The sequence below is a fragment of the Plantactinospora sp. WMMB782 genome (assembly GCF_049179135.1).
Taxonomy (GTDB): domain Bacteria; phylum Actinomycetota; class Actinomycetes; order Mycobacteriales; family Micromonosporaceae; genus Plantactinospora.
In genome coordinates this window covers 2540573-2561650 of record NZ_JBMHMC010000007.1, presented here as the reverse complement: position 1 = coordinate 2561650, position 21078 = coordinate 2540573, and the positions used below count along the sequence as shown (strand labels likewise).

The 21078-nt window shown below is 72.6% G+C and carries 16 protein-coding genes and 1 pseudogene; 6 read left to right on the top strand and 11 right to left on the bottom strand.

Features of this window, described 5'->3' with window-relative positions; translation table 11 throughout:
• The first annotated feature begins 209 nt into the window (after nucleotides 1-209).
• The 3 genes from ACN28A_RS13750 to ACN28A_RS13740 all read left to right on the top strand — a co-directional run bounded on the left by ACN28A_RS13750 (nucleotide 210) and on the right by ACN28A_RS13740 (nucleotide 3969).
• Nucleotides 210-1307 (top strand): ParA family protein, encoded by a 1098-nt coding sequence (locus ACN28A_RS13750; protein ID WP_421404360.1) that lies wholly within the window; start codon nucleotides 210-212, stop codon nucleotides 1305-1307.
• A 27-nt stretch (nucleotides 1308-1334) separates the two neighbouring features.
• Nucleotides 1335-2366, top strand: coding sequence for a ParB/RepB/Spo0J family partition protein (locus tag ACN28A_RS13745; RefSeq protein WP_421395526.1), 1032 nt, complete (start codon nucleotides 1335-1337; stop codon nucleotides 2364-2366).
• 571 nt (nucleotides 2367-2937) lie between these two features.
• Nucleotides 2938-3969 (top strand): hypothetical protein, encoded by a 1032-nt coding sequence (locus ACN28A_RS13740; protein ID WP_421395525.1) that lies wholly within the window; start codon nucleotides 2938-2940, stop codon nucleotides 3967-3969.
• A 192-nt stretch (nucleotides 3970-4161) separates the two neighbouring features.
• Here ACN28A_RS13740 and ACN28A_RS13735 read toward each other — a convergent pair whose 3' ends face one another.
• Together ACN28A_RS13735 and ACN28A_RS13730 are read right to left on the bottom strand one after the other, a co-directional pair.
• On the bottom strand, nucleotides 4162-5196 hold the full coding sequence (locus tag ACN28A_RS13735) for a D-alanine--D-alanine ligase family protein (RefSeq protein WP_421395524.1): 1035 nt from the start codon (nucleotides 5194-5196) through the stop codon (nucleotides 4162-4164).
• An 8-nt stretch (nucleotides 5197-5204) separates the two neighbouring features.
• A complete protein-coding gene (locus ACN28A_RS13730) occupies nucleotides 5205-6518 on the bottom strand; it encodes a PLP-dependent aminotransferase family protein (protein WP_421395522.1) in 1314 nt (437 codons plus the stop codon).
• 525 nt (nucleotides 6519-7043) lie between these two features.
• On the opposite strand from ACN28A_RS13730, the gene ACN28A_RS13725 reads away from it, so the two are divergent.
• Entirely contained in the window at nucleotides 7044-7703 is a 660-nt protein-coding gene (locus ACN28A_RS13725; protein WP_421395520.1) for a GNAT family N-acetyltransferase, read from the top strand.
• Nucleotides 7704-7807: 104 nt separating this feature from the next.
• On the opposite strand, the gene ACN28A_RS13720 is transcribed toward ACN28A_RS13725, so the two are convergent.
• The 7 genes and pseudogenes from ACN28A_RS13720 to murJ all read right to left on the bottom strand — a co-directional run bounded on the left by ACN28A_RS13720 (nucleotide 7808) and on the right by murJ (nucleotide 17276).
• Entirely contained in the window at nucleotides 7808-8977 is a 1170-nt protein-coding gene (locus ACN28A_RS13720) for an N-acetylmuramoyl-L-alanine amidase (RefSeq protein WP_421395519.1), read from the bottom strand.
• Between the two features lie 579 nt (nucleotides 8978-9556).
• Nucleotides 9557-9880: a thioredoxin gene (trxA, locus tag ACN28A_RS13715; protein ID WP_278065134.1), complete on the bottom strand. Its 324-nt coding sequence runs from the start codon at nucleotides 9878-9880 to the stop codon at nucleotides 9557-9559.
• 36 nt (nucleotides 9881-9916) lie between these two features.
• Nucleotides 9917-10873 (bottom strand): thioredoxin-disulfide reductase, encoded by a 957-nt coding sequence (gene trxB / locus ACN28A_RS13710; RefSeq protein ID WP_421395517.1) that lies wholly within the window; start codon nucleotides 10871-10873, stop codon nucleotides 9917-9919.
• A gap of 274 nt (nucleotides 10874-11147) precedes the next feature.
• On the bottom strand, nucleotides 11148-12386 hold the full coding sequence (locus ACN28A_RS13705; protein ID WP_421395515.1) for a hypothetical protein: 1239 nt from the start codon (nucleotides 12384-12386) through the stop codon (nucleotides 11148-11150).
• A pseudogene (sigM, locus tag ACN28A_RS13700) lies at nucleotides 12383-13207 on the bottom strand (RNA polymerase sigma factor SigM); the annotation flags it as partial. The gene ACN28A_RS13705 and the pseudogene sigM, both read right to left, overlap by 4 nt.
• A gap of 232 nt (nucleotides 13208-13439) precedes the next feature.
• A complete protein-coding gene (locus tag ACN28A_RS13695) occupies nucleotides 13440-15065 on the bottom strand; it encodes a protein kinase family protein (RefSeq protein ID WP_421395514.1) in 1626 nt (541 codons plus the stop codon).
• Between the two features lie 492 nt (nucleotides 15066-15557).
• Complete coding sequence (gene murJ / locus ACN28A_RS13690; protein WP_421395512.1) at nucleotides 15558-17276, bottom strand: murein biosynthesis integral membrane protein MurJ; 1719 nt, start codon at nucleotides 17274-17276, stop codon at nucleotides 15558-15560.
• 205 nt (nucleotides 17277-17481) lie between these two features.
• Here murJ and ACN28A_RS13685 point away from each other — a divergent pair, with 205 nt between their 5' ends.
• Nucleotides 17482-18960 (top strand): CCA tRNA nucleotidyltransferase, encoded by a 1479-nt coding sequence (locus ACN28A_RS13685; protein WP_421395511.1) that lies wholly within the window; start codon nucleotides 17482-17484, stop codon nucleotides 18958-18960.
• 53 nt (nucleotides 18961-19013) lie between these two features.
• Here the strand turns inward: ACN28A_RS13685 and ACN28A_RS13680 are convergent, their stop codons facing one another.
• Together ACN28A_RS13680 and ACN28A_RS13675 are read right to left on the bottom strand one after the other, a co-directional pair.
• Entirely contained in the window at nucleotides 19014-19745 is a 732-nt protein-coding gene (locus ACN28A_RS13680; RefSeq protein WP_421395509.1) for an NIPSNAP family protein, read from the bottom strand.
• Complete coding sequence (locus ACN28A_RS13675) at nucleotides 19742-20179, bottom strand: Rrf2 family transcriptional regulator (protein ID WP_421395508.1); 438 nt, start codon at nucleotides 20177-20179, stop codon at nucleotides 19742-19744. Before ACN28A_RS13675 ends, ACN28A_RS13680 begins: the two co-directional genes overlap by 4 nt.
• A 138-nt stretch (nucleotides 20180-20317) precedes the next feature.
• On the opposite strand from ACN28A_RS13675, the gene ACN28A_RS13670 reads away from it, so the two are divergent.
• Entirely contained in the window at nucleotides 20318-20980 is a 663-nt protein-coding gene (locus ACN28A_RS13670; RefSeq protein ID WP_421395506.1) for a hypothetical protein, read from the top strand.
• Nucleotides 20981-21078 lie beyond the last annotated feature (98 nt).

Below are 21078 nucleotides of genomic sequence, written 5' to 3'. Positions count from 1 at the left end.
GCAGGGCCACCGCGCCGACGTTCTCGGCGCCGCCGGACGGCTCCTTCTCCGGGCCGCCCCGGGACGGTTCGTTCCCGGTGTCGGACGCCCCGCAGCGATCGGTGGCGCCGCACCAGCCGAGCGCCCCGCAACCACCGGTCGCCCCGGCGCCACCGGTCGCTCCGCAAGCCCCGGTCGCCGCGCAGTCACCGGTCGCCCCGCCGCGACCGGTGGCGCCGCCTTCCGGTCCGCACGCTCCGGCGGCACCGGCCGGAAACGGCCCCGGGACGGTCGGCCCGACCGGAGCGACGGAACAGGTCGACGGTGCGGCTCGCGGGCGTCCGGTCGCCGAGCCCGCGCCGGCCGACACGCCGCCGGCCGTACCGGAGACCTTCCCCGAGGACGCCGGGTCCGACGCGTACGTTTCACGTGAAACACCGTCGCGCGAACAGGACGATCCCCCGTTGGCAATGGAGGCAATGCGCGCTGTGCAGATATTGAACCCGAGCGGCGAGGTGACGATGCCTCGTCCGGACCGGCCGCGGATCATGTGTGTGGCGAACCAGAAGGGCGGCGTCGGCAAGACCACCACCACGGTCAACCTGGCGGTGGCCCTGGCGCTGCACGGAAACCGTGTCCTTGTCGTGGACCTCGATCCGCAGGGGAACGCCTCCACCGGGTTGAACGTGCCGCACCACGCCGGGGTACCGGACGTCTACGACTGCCTGATCGACAACGTGCCGCTGGCCGAGGTCGCGCAGGCGGTCGAGGGCATCCCCGACCTGTGGTGCGTACCGGCCACCATCGACCTCGCCGGAGCCGAGATCGAACTGGTCTCGGTGGTAGCCCGGGAGTCCCGCCTCGCCCGAGCCATCGCCGGCCACCCGACGGAGTTCGACTACGTCTTCATCGACTGTCCGCCCTCGCTCGGGCTGCTCACGGTCAACGCGCTCTGCGCCGCCCAGGAAGTGCTGATCCCGATCCAGTGCGAGTACTACGCACTTGAGGGCCTCAACCAGCTGATCAACAACATCAACCTGGTACGTCAGCACCTGAACCCGACCCTGGAGGTCTCGACCATCCTGCTCACCATGTACGACCGGCGTACCCGGTTGGCTGACGCCGTCGAGCAGGACGTCCGGAACCACTTCGGCGACAAGGTGCTGGAGGCGGTGATCCCGCGCAACGTCCGGGTTTCGGAGGCGCCGAGCTACGGCCAGTCGGTGATGACCTACGATCCCGGTTCGCGGGGTGCCACGAGCTACTTCGAGGCGGCCCAGGAGATCGCGATGCGCGGGGTGAAAGAGTCCGTTGGTCGCAATGCATAGCTCGGTCGAGGTGTCGGGAGGCGTGGCATGAAGAACCGTCCGCGGGGCGGGCTGGGTCGAGGACTGGGCGCGCTGATCCCCACCACCGCCCCCGAACCGGCAGCCGGGGTGGCGACCGCGCCGCCGCCGGCCGCTCGACCGGACGCCGGGACCCTGTCCGGGGAACCGTCCTGGACGGCGCCGGTGCCCGAGACGCCGGTCCAGCCGACCGGGCCGGAACTGGCACCCGTTCCCGGCGCCCGGTTCGCCGAGATCCCGCTCGACGCGATCGTGCCGAACCCGAAGCAGCCCCGGCAGATCTTCGACGAGGAGGCCCTGGAGGAACTCAAGCTCTCGATCCAGGAGGTCGGGTTCCTCCAGCCGATCGTGGTGCGCCAACTTCCCGACGACCGGTACGAACTGGTGATGGGTGAGCGGCGCTGGCGGGCGGCCCAGGCGGTCGGCCGCGAGTCGATTCCGGCGATCGTCCGGGACACCCGGGACGACGCGATGCTCCGGGACGCGCTGCTGGAGAACATCCACCGGGCCAACCTCAACCCGCTGGAAGAGGCGGCCGCCTATCAGCAGCTGCTGGAGGAGTTCGGCGCCACGCACGAGGAGCTGGCCCGGCGCATCGGCCGGAGCCGCCCACAGATCTCGAACACCATCCGGCTGCTGAACCTCCCGGCGGAGGTGCAGAAGCGGGTGGCGGCCGGAGTGCTCTCCGCCGGACACGCCCGGGCGCTGCTCAGCCTGGAGAGTTCGTCCGCGCAGGAGGACCTCGCCCGGCGCATCGTGGCCGAGGGGCTCTCGGTACGGGCCACCGAAGAGGTCGTCAAGCTGGCCGAGGATTCCCCGAGCCGCCCGAGCCCGGCCAAGCGCCGCGCCAAGGTGCACGCTCCTGGGCTGACCGACCTGGCCGATCGACTCTCCGATCGCTTCGACACCCGCGTCAAGGTCGACATCGGGCGCAACAAGGGAAAGATCACTATCGAGTTCGCCACGGTGGACGACCTCGAACGGATTGTCGGGCTGATCGGGATGACCGGCTCGGATGGCGACCCCGACGAGTCGACCTGAGCTATCCGGCCGACCGACGTCGCTGGACAGGACGGTACGCGCGGCCCTTGCACAGAGCCCAGATGGCCACGGCCCCGGGAAGTCCGGGGACCGTGGCCATCCGCCTAGCTGGCAGCCGAATATCGGGCACACCGATTTCACGTGAAACCTGTCCGTGCCTTCGAACGGGGCCACGGCGCGCGGGCCGGAGAGCGGACGTGAACTCCGTGGTGCACGGCCGCCCACCCGACTCCCGGACAGGCGAAAAGTAATCCACAGGCGTTGTCCACAGGGTGGCCCGGTTTCACGTGAAACAGCGCGTGGAATGAGGTGTCAGCCTGTGGATGACGGTGGTGAAAATCCGTCCGGACGGTCCTCGGCACGGGTGATTGTGCGCTGGGACGGAGGGCGGTCAAGGTGCCGGACGCCGGACATCGGGGGTAGGCGAGAGCCACTGCAGGCGTTGTCCGCGTACGGCCGGAGGGCCCTCGGGAGACGGGCCGGATGGTGCGGGCGAGGGCGGCACGATCACGATGATCGACAGTCGGAACGGGTAGGGACAGCGGTCCCGAACTCGGTTAGGGTCAGCGTCGTGTCCCACACCCCTCCCGCTGTACCAGACTTCACCAGGTGGCCTTCGTTCCCCTTCGAAGGCGATTTTCGGGTCAAGCAACTTGACGAGCCCGTAGCGGTCGAGCCGCCGCGCAAGGGCGAGGGTTCCGGCGAGTGTCACTCCTGCAACGCGCCTGACGAGGCGTACATCTGGGTCAGCGAACGCTGGCGGGTACGCGCGATGGACCGGCCCACCGGGCTGCCGATGGTGCTGATCCTCGAATCACGCTCGCATCTCGACCTGGGCGACCTGCCCAACCTGCTCGCCGCCGAACTCGGGGTGATGACCGTACGGCTGGAGCGGGCCATCCGATCCCTGGACGGGGTGGCGCGGGTGCACGTCAACCGCTGGGGTGACGGGGCGGCACACCTGCACCTGTGGTTCCTGGCGCGGCCGTACGGGCAGCTTCAGCTGCGCGGCACCTTCCTGTCGCTGTGGGACCACATCCTGCCCCCGATCCCGGAGGCACAGTGGCGGGAGAATCTCGCCCTCGTCGCCGCCTGGCTCGCCGAGTTCGGCGGGCGCCCGCTGGCGGAGCCACCCAGGATCCAGTGGCAGGCGCCGTCGAGCCTGGCCCAGCAGGTGAGTGCGGCGTCGTCCGGCCTGGCGCCGGACCCGCCGTCGACGTCACCCGCCCCGGCCCTGACCTCGGCGACCGGGACGACGACCGTGCCGGACACACCGGTCACCAAGCAGGTGCCCGCGCAGGCGACGCCGAGCGGAGCGGCGCCCACGGACCGAGCCGCCACGGAGGCGACGTCCACGGAGGCGACGTCCAAGGGAGCGACGTCCGCGGAGACGACGTCCACGGGAGCGACGTCCACGGAGGCGACATCGGCTGAAGGGACGTCCACGGCGGGAACCGTCACGGCGGGACGGGGCACGCCGGCGGGTGACGCGCCGGAACGGGAGACGGCACCCGGGGCGACGGAGGAGGCGGACACGGCATCCAGGTCGGATCCGTCCGTCCGACCTGAGACCGGCGGCGGGGCGACCGGCCGAACCCACTGAGCCCATCCGTCGTCCCACGGCAGACGCCCATCCGTCGTCACACGGCAGACGCCCACCCGGCGTTTCCGCCGGACCATCAGCTCTGCCCGACGATGACCGCTTCTCAGATCCGTCGAGCGTCTACCGCCGCCGCCGGCCATCGCGCCGACGGCGGCGAGCGGACCGGGACAGGGCAGACTGAGCGGCGACGGGTCAGTTGCCGGTCTGGGTGCGGCGCTGGGCGGCGCGGACGACCAGGGTACGCAGCAGCTCGCCGAAGTCGAGACCGGCGGCGTTGACGGCGAGCGGCAGCAACGAGGTCTCGGTCATCCCCGGCGAGACGTTGACCTCCAGCACGTGCGGCCGGTCGTCCTGGTCGACGATCAGGTCCACCCGGGACAGGTCACGCAGTCCGAGCGCGGAGTGGGCGGCGAGCGCGGTCTCCGCCACCCGGGCCGCCGCGACCGCCGACAGCCGGGCCGGTGCGTGCCAGGTGGTGAGCCCGGCGGTGTACCGGGCGGCGTAGTCGTAGACGCCGTTGCGGGGGACGATCTCGACGGCGGGCAGCGCCCGGGGACCGTCGCCGAGATCCACCACCGAGACCGCCACGTCCATCCCGGGTACGTAGCGCTCGACGAGTGCGGTCGAGTCGTACGCGAAACAGCCGACCATCGCCGCCGGCAGCGCGGCCGGGTCCCGGACCACGGCGGCGCCGAGCCCAGAGCCGCCCTGCGCCGGCTTGATCATCAGCGGCAGCCCGAGCCGGTCGACGATCCGGTCCAGCACCGCCACGGCACCGAGTTCGGAGAACCGGTCGTGCGGCAGCGCCACCCAGTCCGGAGTGGGGATGCCGTCCTCCCGGAGCACCGCCTTGGCCGACGGCTTGTCCCAGGCGAGCCGGGACGATCGGGCGTCACAGCCGACGTACGGCACGTCGCAGATGTCGAGTACGCCGCGCAGCGAGCCGTCCTCGCCGGTCGACCCGTGCAGGGCGATCACCACCGCGTCCGGCGGGTCCTCCCGGAGCAGCGGCAGCAGCGACACGTCCGCGTCCCGCTGCTCCGCCTCGATGCCCACCGAGCGGAGCGCGTCGAGGACCCGCCGGCCGGACTTCAGCGACACGTCCCGCTCGTACGACAGCCCGCCGGCGAGCACCAGGACGCGCGGCTCCGCCGGCTCGTCCCGCCGGGGTACCAGGTCGGGCCAGTCGGCGGAGCGGAGCGGATCGTCGGCTGAGTGCGTACCCATGCCGGAGATCATGCCAAGTCGGGACCCGGCACGTCCGCGCCGGCCTGCCCACGACGGCGGGCGGGGGCGGCCACGGCGCCGAAGACCTCGCGCATCGCGGTCTCCTGCTCCATCACCGTCGCCAGCCGGCGGACGCCCTCGCGGATCCGCTCCGGTGGCGGGAAGGAGAAGTTGAGTCGCATGTGCCCGGCGCCGGTGCCGTCGGCGAAGAAGCCGGTACCGGGGACGTAGGCGACCCGGGCGGCGATGGCGCGCGGCATCATCGCCTTGGCGTCGAGGCCGTCCGGCAGCGTCGCCCAGACGAAGAGGCCGCCACCCGGCTCGGTCCAGGTGGTGCCGGCCGGCATGTAGTCGGCCAGGGCGTCGAGCAGGGCGTCCCGGCGCTCCCGGTAGACCTCGCGGTAGATCTTGAGCTGCTGCCGCCACGGCATCGTCGACAGGTAGGTGGTGACGGCCGCCTGGGCGAAGGCGCTCGGGCAGAGGATCTGCGCCTCGCTGGCGATCACCAGCTTGTCGCGTACGGCGTGCGGGGCCAGCACCCAGCCCACCCGCAGCCCCGGGGCGAAGGTCTTGGAGAAGGTGCTCAGGTAGAAGACTCCGTCCCGGCGGCGGGCCCGCAGCGGCGCCGGTGCCTCACGGTCGAAACCGAGCTGGCCGTACGGGTCGTCCTCGACCACCAGCAGCCCGGCCCGCTCGCAGATGTCGAGCACCCGCTCCCGGCGCTCCTCGCTCAGCGTCACCCCGGCCGGGTTCTGGAAGGTCGGGATGGTGTAGAGGAACTTCGCCCGGCGGCCGGTGCGGGCGACCTCGGCGATGGCCAGCTCCAGCGCCTCCGGGATCAGCCCGTCGTCGTCCATCGGAACGTGCACCACCTGCGCCTGGGCGCTCTGGAAGACGCCGAGCGCGCCGACGTAGGTGGGTCCCTCGGCCAGCACCACGTCGCCGGGGTCGAGGAAGAGCCGGGCGATCAGGTCCAGCGCCTGCTGGCCGCCGACGGTCACCACCACGTCCTCCGGGGAGGCGCCGCAGCCGACGTCGATGCCGGAGAGCGCCATCACCTCGCAGATCCGCTCACGCAGCTCGAGGGTGCCCTGTCCGATGCCGTACTGGAGCGTGCTGGTGCCCTGCTCGGCGGCGAGCCTGTTGAGCATCTCGCCGACCGCGTCCAGCGGCAACGCGGCGATGTAGGGTGCGCCACCGGCGAGCGAGACGACCTCCGGACGGCTGGCGACGGCGAAGAGAGCTCGGATCTCCGATGCCGTCATCCCGCGTACCCGTCGGGCATAGCGATCCGTGTAGTCGTCCAGCGTCGTGCCGGTCATGCCGCCTCCTCGCTGCGTTCGCTCCTCGTCACGGCGTTCACGGCCGGGCCCCGGGGGACGTCGGTGCGGTGTCCGCACCCGCCCGTCCCGCATCCCGTCGCCCTCGCCGTGCCTGTGGTCATGGTGGCCACGGCGGTCCACCGGAGGCATTCCCGAAACAGGTCGACTGATCCCGCCCGGGTGCCCTCGCCGCACCTCGAACGTCGCGCCCGCACTCCGTCCCGGTCCGCTGGGAAGCCGCCGGGTGGGCGGAGCGGTGGGCTGCCGGCAGCTCCGCCGGTCGACGCTCGTCGTTCGATCGTAATCCGGATCACCCGATCCGGCTCTCGGCCCAGTGGGCCCGTCCACATGTCGGACCGGACGACCTGGCCGGCGGCCCGCCGACCGGGCGGAACGCTGGGTAGTCGTGCCGTCCTCTCCCGGGCCGGGAGGTTCCGGCGTACGATCACTCGTTGGGGGTAGGGGCCGGAGATGGCGATATTTGCGGTCTTCTGGACCCCTGGGACGATTTGTGGGGATGCGCCGATGTCGCGACGTCTGGTCAGTCTGACCCTCGACACGCTCGAAGACCTGCCCGGCCCCTGCCGCCGGTGCGTCTACTGGGAGCTGGATCCGGTGGCGGCCGACCGGGCCCGCGAGGCGGGCGATCCCGGCCTGGAAAAGGAAGCCTGGGTCTCGCAGACGCTGCTCGAGTGGGGCTCCTGCGGAAAGCTCGCCTACGTCGACGGAATGCCCGCCGGCTTCGTGATGTACGCACCGCCGGCCTACGTTCCCCGGTCGATGGCGTTCCCCACCTCGCCGGTCTCGGCGGACGCCGCCCTGCTGACCACGGCGCACATCATCACCGCCTTCGCCGGTGGCGGGCTGGGCCGGATGCTCGTCCAGGGCGTCGCCCGGGACCTGACGAAGCGGGGCATCAAGGCGATCGAGGCGTTCGGCGACGCGAAGTTCGGCGACGCGGGTGAGGGGGCCGGCGGCTGCGTCGCCCCGGCCGACTACTTCCTCTCCGTCGGCTTCAAGACGGTACGCCCGCATCCGCGCTTCCCCCGGCTCCGGCTGGAACTGCGTACCGCGCTGTCCTGGAAGTCCGACGTCGAGTACGCGCTGGAGAAGCTGCTCGGCTCGATGAGCCCGGAGGGACTGCTCCGGCCGGTACGCCCCGCGACCCGCTCGGCCGTCGGCTGACCGCGCCACCGCCGGCTGTCAGCCTGGGGCCTGCGGCGGCCCCGCGGTCTGCGGCTCTGCGGATCTGCGGCTCACTCGTGGGCGGCGGCCCCGCGGTCTGCGGCTCAGTCGTGCGTGGCGGCGCCGGCCGCCACCATCGCCCGCAACTCGCTGACGTCGATCGAGCCGGTCGGCACGTCCTCCTCGACCGGGAAGTACATCCGCTGCACCGCGGCGACGACGGCGTCCACCACCCGGTCCCGGAACCGCGGGTCGACCAGCCGCGCCCGGTCCGCGGGGGAGGTGAGGTAGCCGACGTCGACACGTACCGCAGGCATCCGGGTCAGCCGGAGCAGTTCCCAGGTCTTCGCGTGGGTGTGGCAGTCGCGCAGCCCGGTCCGGACCACGATCTCCCGCTGGACCAGCCCGGCCAGCCGTTCCCCGACGCTGGAGGTCACCCCGTTTGCGGTGCCGTAGTGGTAGGTGGCCACCCCGTCGGCCTCCGGGTTGGCGTGCCCGTCGATGTGCAGCGAGATGAGCAGGTCGCCACCGAGCTCGTTGGCCAGCTCGGCCCGGCTGAGGTCGGACAGCGGTGCGGCCGGCGCCGGGCCCCGGGTCAGGTGCACCCGCATGCCTGCGGCTGCCAGCCGTCCCTCCAGCCGGGCCGCGAGGTCGTAGCCGAGGTCCGCCTCGGTCCACCGCAGCGTGCCGTCCTGCACCACGATCCCGGGGTCGAACGGGTCGTGCCCGGGGTCGATCACGATGACCTTGCCGACCAGGTTCGGACCGGACTGCCGGAACGCGTCGGACTCGCGGAGCAGGGTCGGCCGGCCGCCGACCACCTTCCGGCCGAGCCGGCGCAGCGCGCCCATGGTCTGCGGGCCGCAGGCACCGTCCGGGGCCAGTCCCACCTCGCGCTGGAACTGGGCGACCGCGCGGGCCGTCCGGGCGCCGTAGACGCCGTCGGCGCGACCGACGTCGTAGCCCATCTCCAGCAGGCGCTCCTGGAGGGTACGCACGTCCTCGCCGACCAGCGGGTCGGGAATCGCCTGGTAGAGGGTACGGGCGCCGAGCCGCCAGCGGGCCGCGTCCAGCGCCCGCCAGGTCTCCGGACCGACCTGACCGTCGATGCTGAGCCCACGGTCCTGCTGGAAGGCGCGTACCGCGCGTTCGGTCTCCGCCTCGAACTCGTCGGCGCCCGGCGGGCCACCGGCGGGCAGCAGGCCGAGGCCGACCAGGACGGCCCGGATCTCGGTGACCGCGCGTCCCCGGTCACCACGTCGGATCGGACGCACGGACGACCTCCCTCTGCGTGCCTGCGGCTGGCTGCCCCGGTCGGGCCGGCGGTGCCGGATCGGCCCCGGGGACCGGTCCGGCGGCGGACGATTCGCGGCTCCTCCCTCGGCGGTCGGCACGGTGGACCGCTCGACCGGATCCGACCCGGTGGCGCCGATCCACCGCGAGGAGGAACGCTTCCGGAGCGTACCGTGGCCCTTCGCCGCCCGCCCGTCGTTGACCGTACGGTATCCGGCCAACCCCCTGTCGAGCTGCGGATATACCCGCCCGACCGGCGCTCGACGCATCCGCGGGGCCGTCGACCTCAGGGACGCGGTCGTCGACGGCGGGGGCCGAGCCGTCGACGTCGGCGGGGGCATCGACGTTCGGGGCCGGGAGAACAGTCGGCGGGGCGGAAGTCGTCGGCGGGGGCGGGAGATACCGACGCCGGGACGGAAAGCCGACGCGCCCACGTCCGGTGGTCCGGAGGCGGGCGCGTCGGCGCGGTCTGCCGTGGCGGTTACAGCGCTGTTCGTCGCGGCGCTGCTCGGCTACGGCACTGGTCGGCTACGGCACTGGTCGGCTACGGCACTGGTCGGCTACAGCGCCGTTTCGATGAGCTTGAGCAGGTCGCTCTTGGGCCGGGCGCCGGCGATGGACTGGACCGGCTCGCCGCCCTTGAACATGGTCAGGGTCGGCACCGACAGCACGCGGTAGGCGCGGGCCGTCTCCGGGTTGTCGTCGATGTTGAGCTTGACGATCCGGACCTTGTCCCCCAGTTCGCCGGCGATCTCCTCCAGCAGGGTGTCGACCTTGCGGCACGGCCCGCACCACTCGGCCCAGAAGTCCACAAGTACCGGCGTGTCGGACTGCAGCACGTCACTGGCGAAGTTGGCGTCCGTGACGGCGCTTGTTGCTCCCACTGGTCCTCCTCGGGGGTTGCTTTCGTACCGGGTGATTCAGTTCTCTTCGAGCGTCGCGAGGAACCGCTCGGCGTCCAGGGCGGCGGCACAGCCGGTGCCGGCCGCGGTGATCGCCTGGCGGTAGGTGTGGTCGACCAGGTCACCGGCGGCGAAAACGCCGGGGATGTTGGTGCGGGTGGCCGGTGCGTCGACCTTGACGTAGCCGTTGTCGTCAAGGTCGACCTGGCCCCGGAAGAGCTCGCTGCGCGGGTCGTGGCCGATCGCCACGAACACGCCACTGACCTCGAGCGTCTTGGCCTCGCCGGTGTGCGTGTTGCGCAGGCGTACCCCGGAGACCTTGCCGTCCGCGCCGAGCACCTCCTCGACCACGCTGTTCCACTCGACGTGGATCTTGTCGTTGGCGAGGGCCCGGTCCGCCATGATCTTGCTGGCCCGGAACTCGTCGCGGCGGTGCACGATCGTCACCTTGCTGGCGAACTTGGTGAGGAAGGTGGCCTCCTCCATCGCCGAGTCGCCGCCGCCGACCACCACGATCTCCTGGCCCCGGAAGAAGAAGCCGTCACAGGTGGCGCAGGAGGAGACACCGTGCCCGAGGTACTCCTGCTCGCCCGGCACGCCCAGTGGCCGCCAGGCCGAGCCGGTGCTCAGGATGACCGCCTTCGCCCGGTACGCCGTCTCGCCGACGTACGCCGTGCTCACCGCGTCCGAGGCGGGCACGCCGGTGTCGACCAGCTCCACCCGGGTCACGTCGTCGGTGACGAACTCGGCCCCGAACCGCTCGGCCTGCTTGCGCATCGAGTCCATCAGCTCCGGCCCCATGATGCCGTCGGCGAAGCCGGGGAAGTTCTCCACCTCGGTGGTGGTCATCAGGGCACCACCGGACTGCACACCCTCGATGACCAGCGGTTTGAGATTGGCGCGCGCGGCGTAGACCGCGGCGGTGTAGCCGGCCGGCCCAGAGCCGATGATGATCAGGTTGCGGACCTCGTCCACTGCCGTCTCCCGATGTGTGTCTCTGCGCCCCCGGCGCCAGGCGCCGACAGCGGTCCGAGCGCCGGCCGCGTACGGCACCGGCACCTGCAAGCCAGAACGTCATCGTACGAACCGGGGATTCCCGAGCCGGTCATCCGGTGGGTCATGTCACTGAACCTTCTTCAACCTCCCCATGCGGTCGAACGGACCCGCAGGGTCGCACGCCGTGCGGGAGGCCGCACGGCAGAGGTCGAGGGAAGTTCAGTGCGTCGACGGAACACCGGCGAGGCGCTGTTCACCCTACCCGGCTCTGGTAGGTGACGTCGGCACCGGCGGCAGCCGAACCGCAGTCCGGTCCGGTCACCCAGGCCCACTTGGCTCCCGAGCGGTCGGTGAAGACGACCACCAGCGCGGCCCGGCCCTCGAAGGTGGCGTAGTCGACCAGGTCGACCGCGAGCGGTCCCTGGGCGTGTGCCGCCGCGATCGCGTCCAGGCAGGCGGCGAGGACCGAGCGGTCGGTCAGCCGTTCCAGTGAGCCGTTCGCCTTCAACGGCAGGCAGCACGGCGTGGCGGCGGTCGCCCGATCCGGGCTCGACGTCGCGGCGTACGGGTCGGCGCCCTCCTGGGCGGGGCCCGAGGCGCGGGTTCGCGGCGAGGACTGGTTGGCGGCCGCCCCGGTCGGGCCGCTCTGCCTGGAGAGGCTGGAGACCGTGCCCGGCAGCGAGTCGGGGGTGTAGTCGGTGCCGGTGGAGAGGAGCCGCTCGGCGGAGGGTTCGACGACCGTCCGGGGCGGACCGGAACCGAGGACCTGCGGTGCGGCGGCATCCCCGGGGGCGTTGACCGCCGTGTCGGAGGCGCCGCCGCTGTCACCGGTCCCGACCATGCGGCTGACGGTGAACCCGGCGAAGCCGGCGACCACGGTGGCGACCAGGACCGGCGCGGCCATCCGCCGGCTCCAGCGCCGCCGCCGACCGGCCCTGCCGGGACGTTGGGGACCGCCGCCGGCCGGCTGCGCGGGTACCCCGGACGGCTGCCGGCGGGGTCGGCCGGCGGGATGCACCGGGCCGCCCGGCGAGCCGTTCGACGGTCCCTGTCCCACTCGCTGTCCCTGGTCCGGACGGGCCGCACCGGACCGGGCGCCGTCTGCCGGTGTCGGGTCGCCGCCCGACTGCTCCGCCCGGTCGCCCGGATCTGCTTCGCTCGCCGGCTCGGCCGGTGTAGCCGGCTTCGCCAGCTCGGCCGGGTCGGCCAGCTCGGCCGGGTCGGTGGAGCTGGTCAGGGCCGCACCGGCGAGCGCCGAGGTGAGCCGGTCGAGCACCGGAGCCGGCATCTGGGCAGGTTCGGCGGCCCAGCCCGCCAGGTCGAGGTGTACCGCGTCGAGCGCGGCGCCGAGGTCCGCGTGCGCCGCCGCCCAGGCCGGGTCCTGGTCGACCAGCCGGGCAACCTCGATCTCGTCCGGGGTGCCGTCCAGCGCGCCACCGACATAGTCGGCCAGCAGGTCCAGATCGACCTCCCGGAACTGGCCCCCGGTCACGATTCCTCCTGGTCCTGGTCGGCCCGACCGGCACGCCGGCCCGGTGCCACCTGTCGCCGGCCCGGCGCCGTCTGCTTTTCCGCCGCTCGCCGGATCGGCTCCGATCGGACGCCGCCACCGGAGCTGCGGTTCCCACCGGTGACCGAGGGCACCCTGGGATTCGGTGCCGGGTCCCGGCCGTCGGCGGCCCCGGGCCGGAGGTGGCCGAGCAGTACGGCGAGTCTGGCTCGTCCCCGGGCACAGCGGCTCTTCACGGTGCCCTCGGCCACGCCGAGGATCTCGGCCACCTCGGCGACCGGATAGCCCTGAAGGTCCACCAGCACCAGGGCGGCCCGCTGCTCGACCGGAAGTTCCGCGAGCGCCTGCCGCACCACGAGCGTGGTGTCGTGGTCGGTGGCCGGCGCGGCCGGCTCGACCCCGCCCTGCCAGCGGGGGCCGTCGAGCGGGCGGGTCGGTTCCGGCAGGGGCACGGTCGGATGGGCCTGCCGGCGGCGGATCCGGTCGAGGCAGGCGTTCACCACGATCCGGTGCAGCCAGGTGGTGACGGCCGCCTCGCCCCGGAACCGGGCCGCCGAGCGGTGCGCGGAGAGCAGCGCGTCCTGGAGGGCGTCCGCCGCCTCCTCGCGGTCGGCCACGGTACGCAGCGCGACTGCCCAGAGCCGGTCCCGGTGCCGGTGGAAGAGGGTCGCGAAGGCGTCGCGGTCACCGTCGACGTGCGCCCGGAGCAGTTCGGCGTCGCCGCGCTCCCCGTCGCCACGCGCCGGTCCGTCGCCACGCGCCGGCCCGTCGGCGGGCGGCGAACCGTCGGCAGCCGGCTCGCCGGCCGGGGTGGGGGTGTCGGCCGGAGCCCGGGAGTCGGGCCGGGCGGTCGGGTCGGGCCGTACCTCGGGTGCCTCGGTGGCGCCCACGGTGGTGCCCGCCGTCCGGGCCGGATCGGTCGGCGCCCAGGGGCGGACGGGAGGCGAACCGGCCCGGCCGGCAGCGTCGGAACCCAACCCGCCGGTCATGGCCGCACCATATCCGAGCCACGCACGCGCTGCGGCGGCCGGTGGCTCACCGACTCTGGACCGTGATCTCCTGAACACCGACCTTCCACCGGGCGGCACCCGGCTCGGTCTCGGGCAGGTCGGTGATCCACAGCATCAGGTACTGGTATTTCTGGCCGGGTACGAACCGGCTGAACGTGACCCTGGTGCTGTCGGTCTTCTCGTACGCGTCGCCGATCCGGGTGCTGTACGCCTGGACGAGCGCCTGGTCGCCGCTGGTGGTCGCGGGAAAGTCCTTGCCGCCCGCGCGGAGTTCGGCGGAGACGCCGCTATCGGAGAACTCCACCTGCACGCTCGTCACCTCCCGAGGCTCACCCAGGTTGATCAGGATGCCCATCCCGGACTTCTTGTTGCCGAACTTCGACCCGTTCCGGTAGGTCTCGGTCTCCCAGCCCTCGTTGGCGTCCCCGTCGACCACCTTCTCCACCTCGTCCAGCTCGCTCCGGGTGCCGTCCGGGTCGATCACCCGGACCTGGTCGCCCCTGAGCGTGACCTTGCGGGGAGGAGCGGCCGGCGGCTCCGGGTCACCGGCGACGGCGGGCTCGGTGCTGACCCCGGCGCTCGGGGTGGGCCCGGCCTGCCCGGTGTTCGGGTCCCTGTCGCCGACCAGCGCGTTGATGCCGAGCGAGAGCCCGACCAGGGCGAGCACCAGCAGGACGGCGATCCCGATCAGCATCCTGCGGTTGCTGGGGCTCGGCAGGTCGGGGCCGGCGTCGTCGCCGGAGGTGAAGCGGAGCGGCCCACTGTCGAGGTAGTGCTCCTCGGCGGCGGCGTCGAGCCGGCCCAACTCGGCGGCGAGGACGTCCGACGACGGCACCGCGAGCTGCGAGTCGAGCAGGTCCATGGTGAGGTCGTCGAGATAGGCGGGAACACCGGCGCGGACCTGCCGGGGAGCGGCGATGCTGCCGCTGGCGTCCCGTACCGCGTCGGGCAGCGGCGAGCGGGACCGCCGGGTCGAGCCGGCGGTCAGCGACGCCTCGGCGTGCGGCCAGTGGCCGGTCAGCGCGTAGTAGAGGATCCCGCCGACGGCGCGTACGTCGGTCTCGGGAGTGTCGGCACCGTCGGTGCGTGCGTCGGCGAGCACCACCCGGCCGTCGTCGGCGACCATCACGGTGCCGGGGTGCAGGTTGCCGTGCACCATGCCGGTGGCGTGGATGGCGGAGATCGCCCCGGAGACGGCGTGCGCGATGCTGGTGGCCCGGGCCGGGTCGAGCACGCCGTCGGCGACGAGTTCCCGCAGGGAGTGGCCGTCCACCCACTCGCGGACGACGTACGCCCGGTCCTCCTCGTCGATCGCGTCGTAGACGCCGACCAGGTTGGGGTGGATCACCCGGCTGGCCGCCACCGCGGCCTGGAGCATCTCCTTGGCAGACTCGCCGCCGGGATAGCGCAGCACCACGGCGACCGGCCGGCGCAGCACGACGTCGACACCGCGCCAGACCTGCCGGCCGGCGCTGTCGTCGTTGATGTGTTCGGCAAGCTCGTACCGCTCGGCCAGGATCTCACCGAGGGTGGGGGCACCGAAGGTCATCACGGACGGAGCCGCCTCGTCCGCCTCCTGACCTTCGCCGACCTGGGTCACCCGTCCTCCCTCGGTGATCGTGTCGATCGATGGACCCGTGCTGCTAGGCATCTGGCTTCCCGCTCCGCCTCGAAGGAAATCGGACGGCCACCGGCACTCCTAGCCTAGGCGCTCGCCGCACCCGTCGAGAGCGACCTTACCCGGGTCTGACTGATCCCCGACACGCCATCTTGCGTCCGTGCGCCAACCTGCTGGGCGGATGTGTCGGGAAGCGCGCCGGATCGCCCGCTGTCAGCCACTGATGGCCCGTACTTCTGACAATCTATAGGTTGATTTCAACGCTTTGCTACCTGCTGTGCCGGCTTCGCCCCCGACCCGGCCCCCTGTCGTGCCGGATGGGCGGACACCCGGCACCTTCCCGTGTGCGCCGGAAGTATGCCGGACGCGGGCATCCGGAAGCACCCGGGTCGCCGTCGCGACGGCGTCAGGTCGGTCACACCACACCGTCTCGTCGGGACACACACCGGCCCGGGGCCCGGAACACACCGACCCGGGGCACCGGGACACACCGACCCGGCGCTTCGCAGCGCACCGACCCCGCGCTCACCGGCCCAGGCGGCGCCGGACCATGCCGACCACCGCGCTTATCTCCTCCACCCGCAGCAGCAGCGCCAGGCCCATGTAGGTGGCGCCGATCGCCGTGCCACCCATCGCCACCTCCAGGAAGCCCAGCCAGCGGTTCTCGATCGCCTGGCCCGGCAGCAGCCACACCACCAGCAGACCGACGAGGGTGGCACCGAGAGCGGCCACGATCACCCGGCCGAACGTGTTGAGCATCGCGCGGAGGCCGATCGGCCCGATCCGGGGACGGAGCAGCCAGGCGGAGATCAACGCTGCGGCGACGTACGAGACGGCGTTGCCGGCCATCATGCCGGAGGCGAGTACCGAGGTGGAGAAGGCGACGAAGACCAGCACCTGCACCAGGATCCGGAGCAGTACCACCGGGATGTTGATCAGTGCCGGCATCCGGGTGTCGGGCAGTGCCCAGAACGCGAAGGTGAAGACCTGGCTGACCGCGAACGGGATCAGCGCCAGCGCGGCGACCAGCAGCACCGGCGAGATGGCTCCGGCGTCGCCCCGGGCCGCGCCGTAGTCGAAGAGGCTCACCGCGATCGGCTCGGCGAGTACGGCGTAGCAGACCGCGATCGGCGCGAGGACGGCGGTGACGGTCCGGACCGTACGGGACAGGTCGCCCGCCATGTCCCCGAACCGCCCGTCGGCGGCGGCGGCGCTCATCCGGGGCAGCAGGGCGGTGATGATCGAGACCGCGATGATGCCGTGCGCCATCATCAGCAGCAGGAAGACGTTGTTGTAGATCGCCGGCCCGGCCGACTCCCGGTCGACCTGGTTGAGCAGGTTGATCAGCACGACCAGGCCGATCGAGTTGACGGCGACGTAGCAGAACATCCAGCCGCCGAGCCGGCCCAGCTCGCGCAGGCCCAGCGCCCGGAAGTCGAACCGCCACCGCCAGCGGAAGCCGACCTTGCGCAGCGCCGGCAGCAGCCCGACGGCCTGCACGACGATGCCGAGCAGGGTCCCACCGCCGAGCAGCAGGATCCGGCCCGGACTCATCTGCCCCGGGTCGACGATCCGGGCGCCGTAGATGGCGATGTACAGCGCACAGGCGGCGATGATGACCAGGTTGTTGAGGATCGGCGTCCACATCGGCGCCGCGAAGTGCCCACGGGTGTTGAGGACCGCGGCGACCAGGGCGCTGAGGCCGGAGAAGAAGATGATCGGCAGCAGCAGGTAGGAGAGCTTGGTGACGAGGCCCTGGTAGTCGTCGCCGCGCCCCCCGGCGTAGATCGAGGTCAGTACCGGCGCGGCGGCCAGGGCGAGCACCAGGGCCACGCCGAGGGCGAGCACGGCGAGCGTGAGCAGGCGTTGGGCGTACGCCTGGCCGCCGTCGGCGTCGACCCGCCGTCGGCGTACCAGCACCGGCACCACCACGCTGGTCAGGATGCCGCCGAGCAGGAACTCGTAGACCATCTGCGGGATGAACAACGCGGTGGTGTACGCGTCGTTCACGGCGAACGCGCCCAGCGCGGCCGTCAGCATCAGGGTGCGCAGGAAGCCGGTACCCCGGCTCACCAGGCTGCCGATCGCCATGATCGCGCTGTTGCCGGCGGCGCTGCCGGCGGTCTCCGGCGGCGGCGTGGTGCTCTCGATGATCGGCGCCGTCGAGATCAGTGTGGCGCCGTCCTGGGGCGGCGGGACACCGTCGGGCATGGCGTTCGCGCTGCGGTACAGCCCGCCAGCCATGTCAGCCTCCCAAGGGGTACGGCGGGCAGGGCACCCGCCAGCACTGTTGGAACCTTAGTCAACCCGGTCACCCGCCCGCCGGGCCGGCCGCGTCGCCGGTCGATCCGATCACCCGCGAAACGCCCGGCCGCTCCGCCGCCGCCCCGCCACGGTCGGCGTGCCCGGCGCCGGGAGGTTCCGGGCGGTTAAGTAGGCTGGCGATCCCATGTCCGAAACATCCGCCCCGAACAGCGCCGCCGGCACGCCGTCCGCCAGCCGGTCGGCGCTGAGCGCTGCCCAGCGCAAGGCCGTAGCCGAACTGCTCCGGGTCTCGCCGGTCGCCGACGAGTTGGGCCGCCGGTTCACCCGGGCCGGCCACGAACTGCACCTGGTCGGCGGTTCGGTCCGGGACGCCCTGCTCGGCCGGCTCGGCGACGATCTCGACTTCGCCACCGACGCGCACCCGGACGAGACGCTCCGGCTGCTCAGGGGCTGGGCGGAGGCGACCTGGGAGACCGGGCGCGAGTTCGGCACGATCGGCGCACAGCGGGACGGGCTGCGGCTGGAGATCACCACCTTCCGCGCCGAGTCCTACGACCAGGTGAGCCGGAACCCGGTCGTCCGGTACGGCACCAACCTCGGCGACGACCTGCGGCGGCGCGACTTCACCGTGAACGCGATGGCGGTCAGCCTGCCCGGGCACGAGTTCACCGACCCGCACGGCGGGCTGGCCGACCTCGCCGGCCGGCTGATCCGGACCCCGGGCACCCCGGCCGAGTCGTTCGGGGACGACCCGCTGCGGATGCTCCGGGCCGCCCGGTTCGCCGCGCAGCTACGCTTCGCCGTCGCCCCCGAGGTGCGCTCGGCGATGCGGGCGATGGCGGCCGACCTGGACCGGATCACCGCCGAGCGGATCCGGGACGAGTTCACCAAGCTGCTCTGCGGAGCCGACCCGATCACCGGGCTGCGGCTGCTTGTCGACACCGGCCTGGCCGACCGGTTCCTGCCGGAGCTGTCCGGGCTGAAACTGGAGATCGACGAGCACGCACAGCACAAGGACGTCTACGAGCACACCCTGACGGTGGTGGGCAACGCGGTCCGGCTGGAGGAGGCGGGCTGCGACTTCGTACTCCGGATGGCGGCGCTGATGCACGACGTCGGCAAGCCGGCCACCAAGGCGGTCGGGCCGGACGGCCGGGTCAGCTTCCACCACCACGAGGTGGTCGGCGCCCGGCTGACCAGGCAGCGGATGAAGGCACTGCGCTACCCGAAGGACGTGACCGGCCAGGTGGTCGCGCTGGTCGGGCTGCACCTGCGGTTCTACGGGTACGGCCGGGGCGAGTGGACCGACTCGGCGGTGCGCCGGTACGTCACCGACGCCGGTGACCTGCTGCCCCGGCTGCACAGGCTGACCCGCTCCGACTGCACCACCCGCAACCGCCGCAAGGCCGCCGCGCTGGCCGCCGACTACGACGCGCTGGAGGAGCGGATCGCGCGGATCCAGGCCGAGGAGGACCTCGCCCGGGTACGCCCCGACCTCGACGGCAACGCCATCATGGAGCTGCTCGGCGTACCGCCGGGGCCGATCGTCGGTCGGGCCTGGCGGCACCTGAAGGAACTCCGCCTGGAACGTGGGCCGCTGGACCGGGACTCGGCCGAGGTCGAGCTGCTGCGCTGGGCCCGGGAGCAGGGCATCACCGACTGACCGGTGTCCCGGCGCCGCCGGTGGTGCCGGGCAGCCCCGATCCGGCCCCGCAGTCAGCGCAGGGCCGAGCGGGCCGTCGGAGCCAGCCGCAGCTGTCGCGGTGGCGTGCACAGCGGGCCGGACAGCTCGGGCAGCACCTCGTCCCGCCATCGGCGCGACCGGTCCAGGCGCCGGAGGTGGTCGTCGAGCCGGCCGGCGTCGGCGAACCGGCTGAGCCAGCAGACGACGTGCTCCCCGGTGCGCACCGGCAGGGCCGGAAAGGTGTTCTCGGCGTACTCGGTCGACAGGCAGGCGACGGGTGTGGCGCCGGTCTCGACGAGCAGCGGTCGGATCCGCCGGTGGAAGAGGTCGGCGAACGACGTGTCGACCGGCTCGGCCCGGTGGCAGAGCGTCGCCGTGAACAGCGACGCCGGCCGGTCCCGGTGACCGACCGGCGGGCGTACGGCCGGCGCCGGAAAGCCGGACCGTCCGTCGAGCGGTCGGAGCAGGAGTACGTCGTCGGAGTCGACCATGGTGGCGTTGGCCTGCTCCCGGTGCCGCCGCCAGATCGGGCCGCCGTAGAAATCGTGCAGTGCGGCGGCCCGGCGGGGCATGTCGGGGAACCCCCGGAGCCAGACGAAGCGGTCCGGGTCGGCCAGGTCGTGGAACTGCCCGACGACCGCCATCCCGGCCGCTTCCTGCGTCTCGACGAACTCGCGGTCGAAGAGGTCGACGAGCACGTCACGCCCACCGGCTCGCAGGGTGTACTGACGGAGTTCGACGACCGGGTGGCGCAGCCCGCTCATTCCTGTTCCGTTCCCAGGGTCTCGTGCAGCACCTCGGCGATCGACGTGCCGGCGAGTTCCCGGCGCAGCGCCCGGTCGACGTCGCCGTAGAACCGTCCGAGGGCCGGTCGGATGCCCCGGCCGACCGGGCACTCCTGATTCGGCTCGCTGGTGTGCAGGGCGAAGAGTGGCTCGCGCTCGACCGCGGTGTAGACGTCGAGCAGGGTGATCTCGTGCGGCGGGCGGGCCAGCCGCCAGCCCGCGCCGGCCCCGTGCCGGACGGTGACCAGGCCCGCCTGCCGGAGGTGGCCGAGACTGCGCCGGACGACCACCGGGTTGGTCCGCACGCTCGCCGCGACCCGGTCGGAGGTGAGCACCGGCCGGCCACGCCGCTCGGAGAGCGCCATCCAGGTCAGCACGTGGATCGCGATCGTGAGCCGACTGTTCGCCGCCATCGTGTCGCACCGCCTCCCGGGTTGGCTGTAACAGCTTCTGTTACAGCCAACCGGTTGTCAATGCCGGAACGGACGGTTCGCCGCCCCGACCACGTTCGATACCGTGCTATCCGGCGTACGACCGGCGGGGAGGTGATCGTGGCCGTCTCGGGTCGGCCGGGCCACCGTTCCTTCCTGGTGCCGATCGTGGCGCTGGCGTCAACGCTGCTGGCCCTCGTCGTCGCGACTGTGCTCGTACTCGTGCTCCGGCAGGCCGGCGCGCCCGCCCCGACCGGCGCCGGACCGACCGGCTCGACCGGCGCCGGACCGGACGGCTCGACCGGTTCGGGCCCCGCCACCGGCGGCACCTCCGCACCGCCGGGCACACCGAGCGGACCGGTCGCCGCCGACTGTCTGCCCGGCAACTGGCGGGTCGTCTCGCACCGGGAGGACGTCGACGTACCCGGGGTGGGGCGGCTGAGCTTCACCGGCGGCACCGGCTCGACCCTCTCGCTCAGCGCCACGGGCGTCGGGATCGCCGACTACGGCACCGGCACCGCCTTCGCCAGCAGTTACGCCGGCCAGCAGGTCGTACTCGAACTGCGGGGCCGGGTCGACTACCGCTACGCGCTGGTCGGCGACCGGATCGAGCTGCGGGACGTACGCTCCGCCGCCGAGGTGCGGCTCCGGGTCGGCGCTGGTACGGCCGGGCCCTGGCGGCCGTACACCGCCTCGACCGCCCCGTCGGACTACGTGTGCGCCGGTGACTCGCTCGACCAGCGGTCCCTGGTCTCCACCACGGCGTACGAGCGGATCCGGTAGGAAGCCCGAGCCGGGACGCAGGCCGCGTTCCCGCCCGGCGGGCACGGCCGCCCGGACGCCAGGCGGCCCGGCACCGGAACGGCAACTCCGGGCCGGGC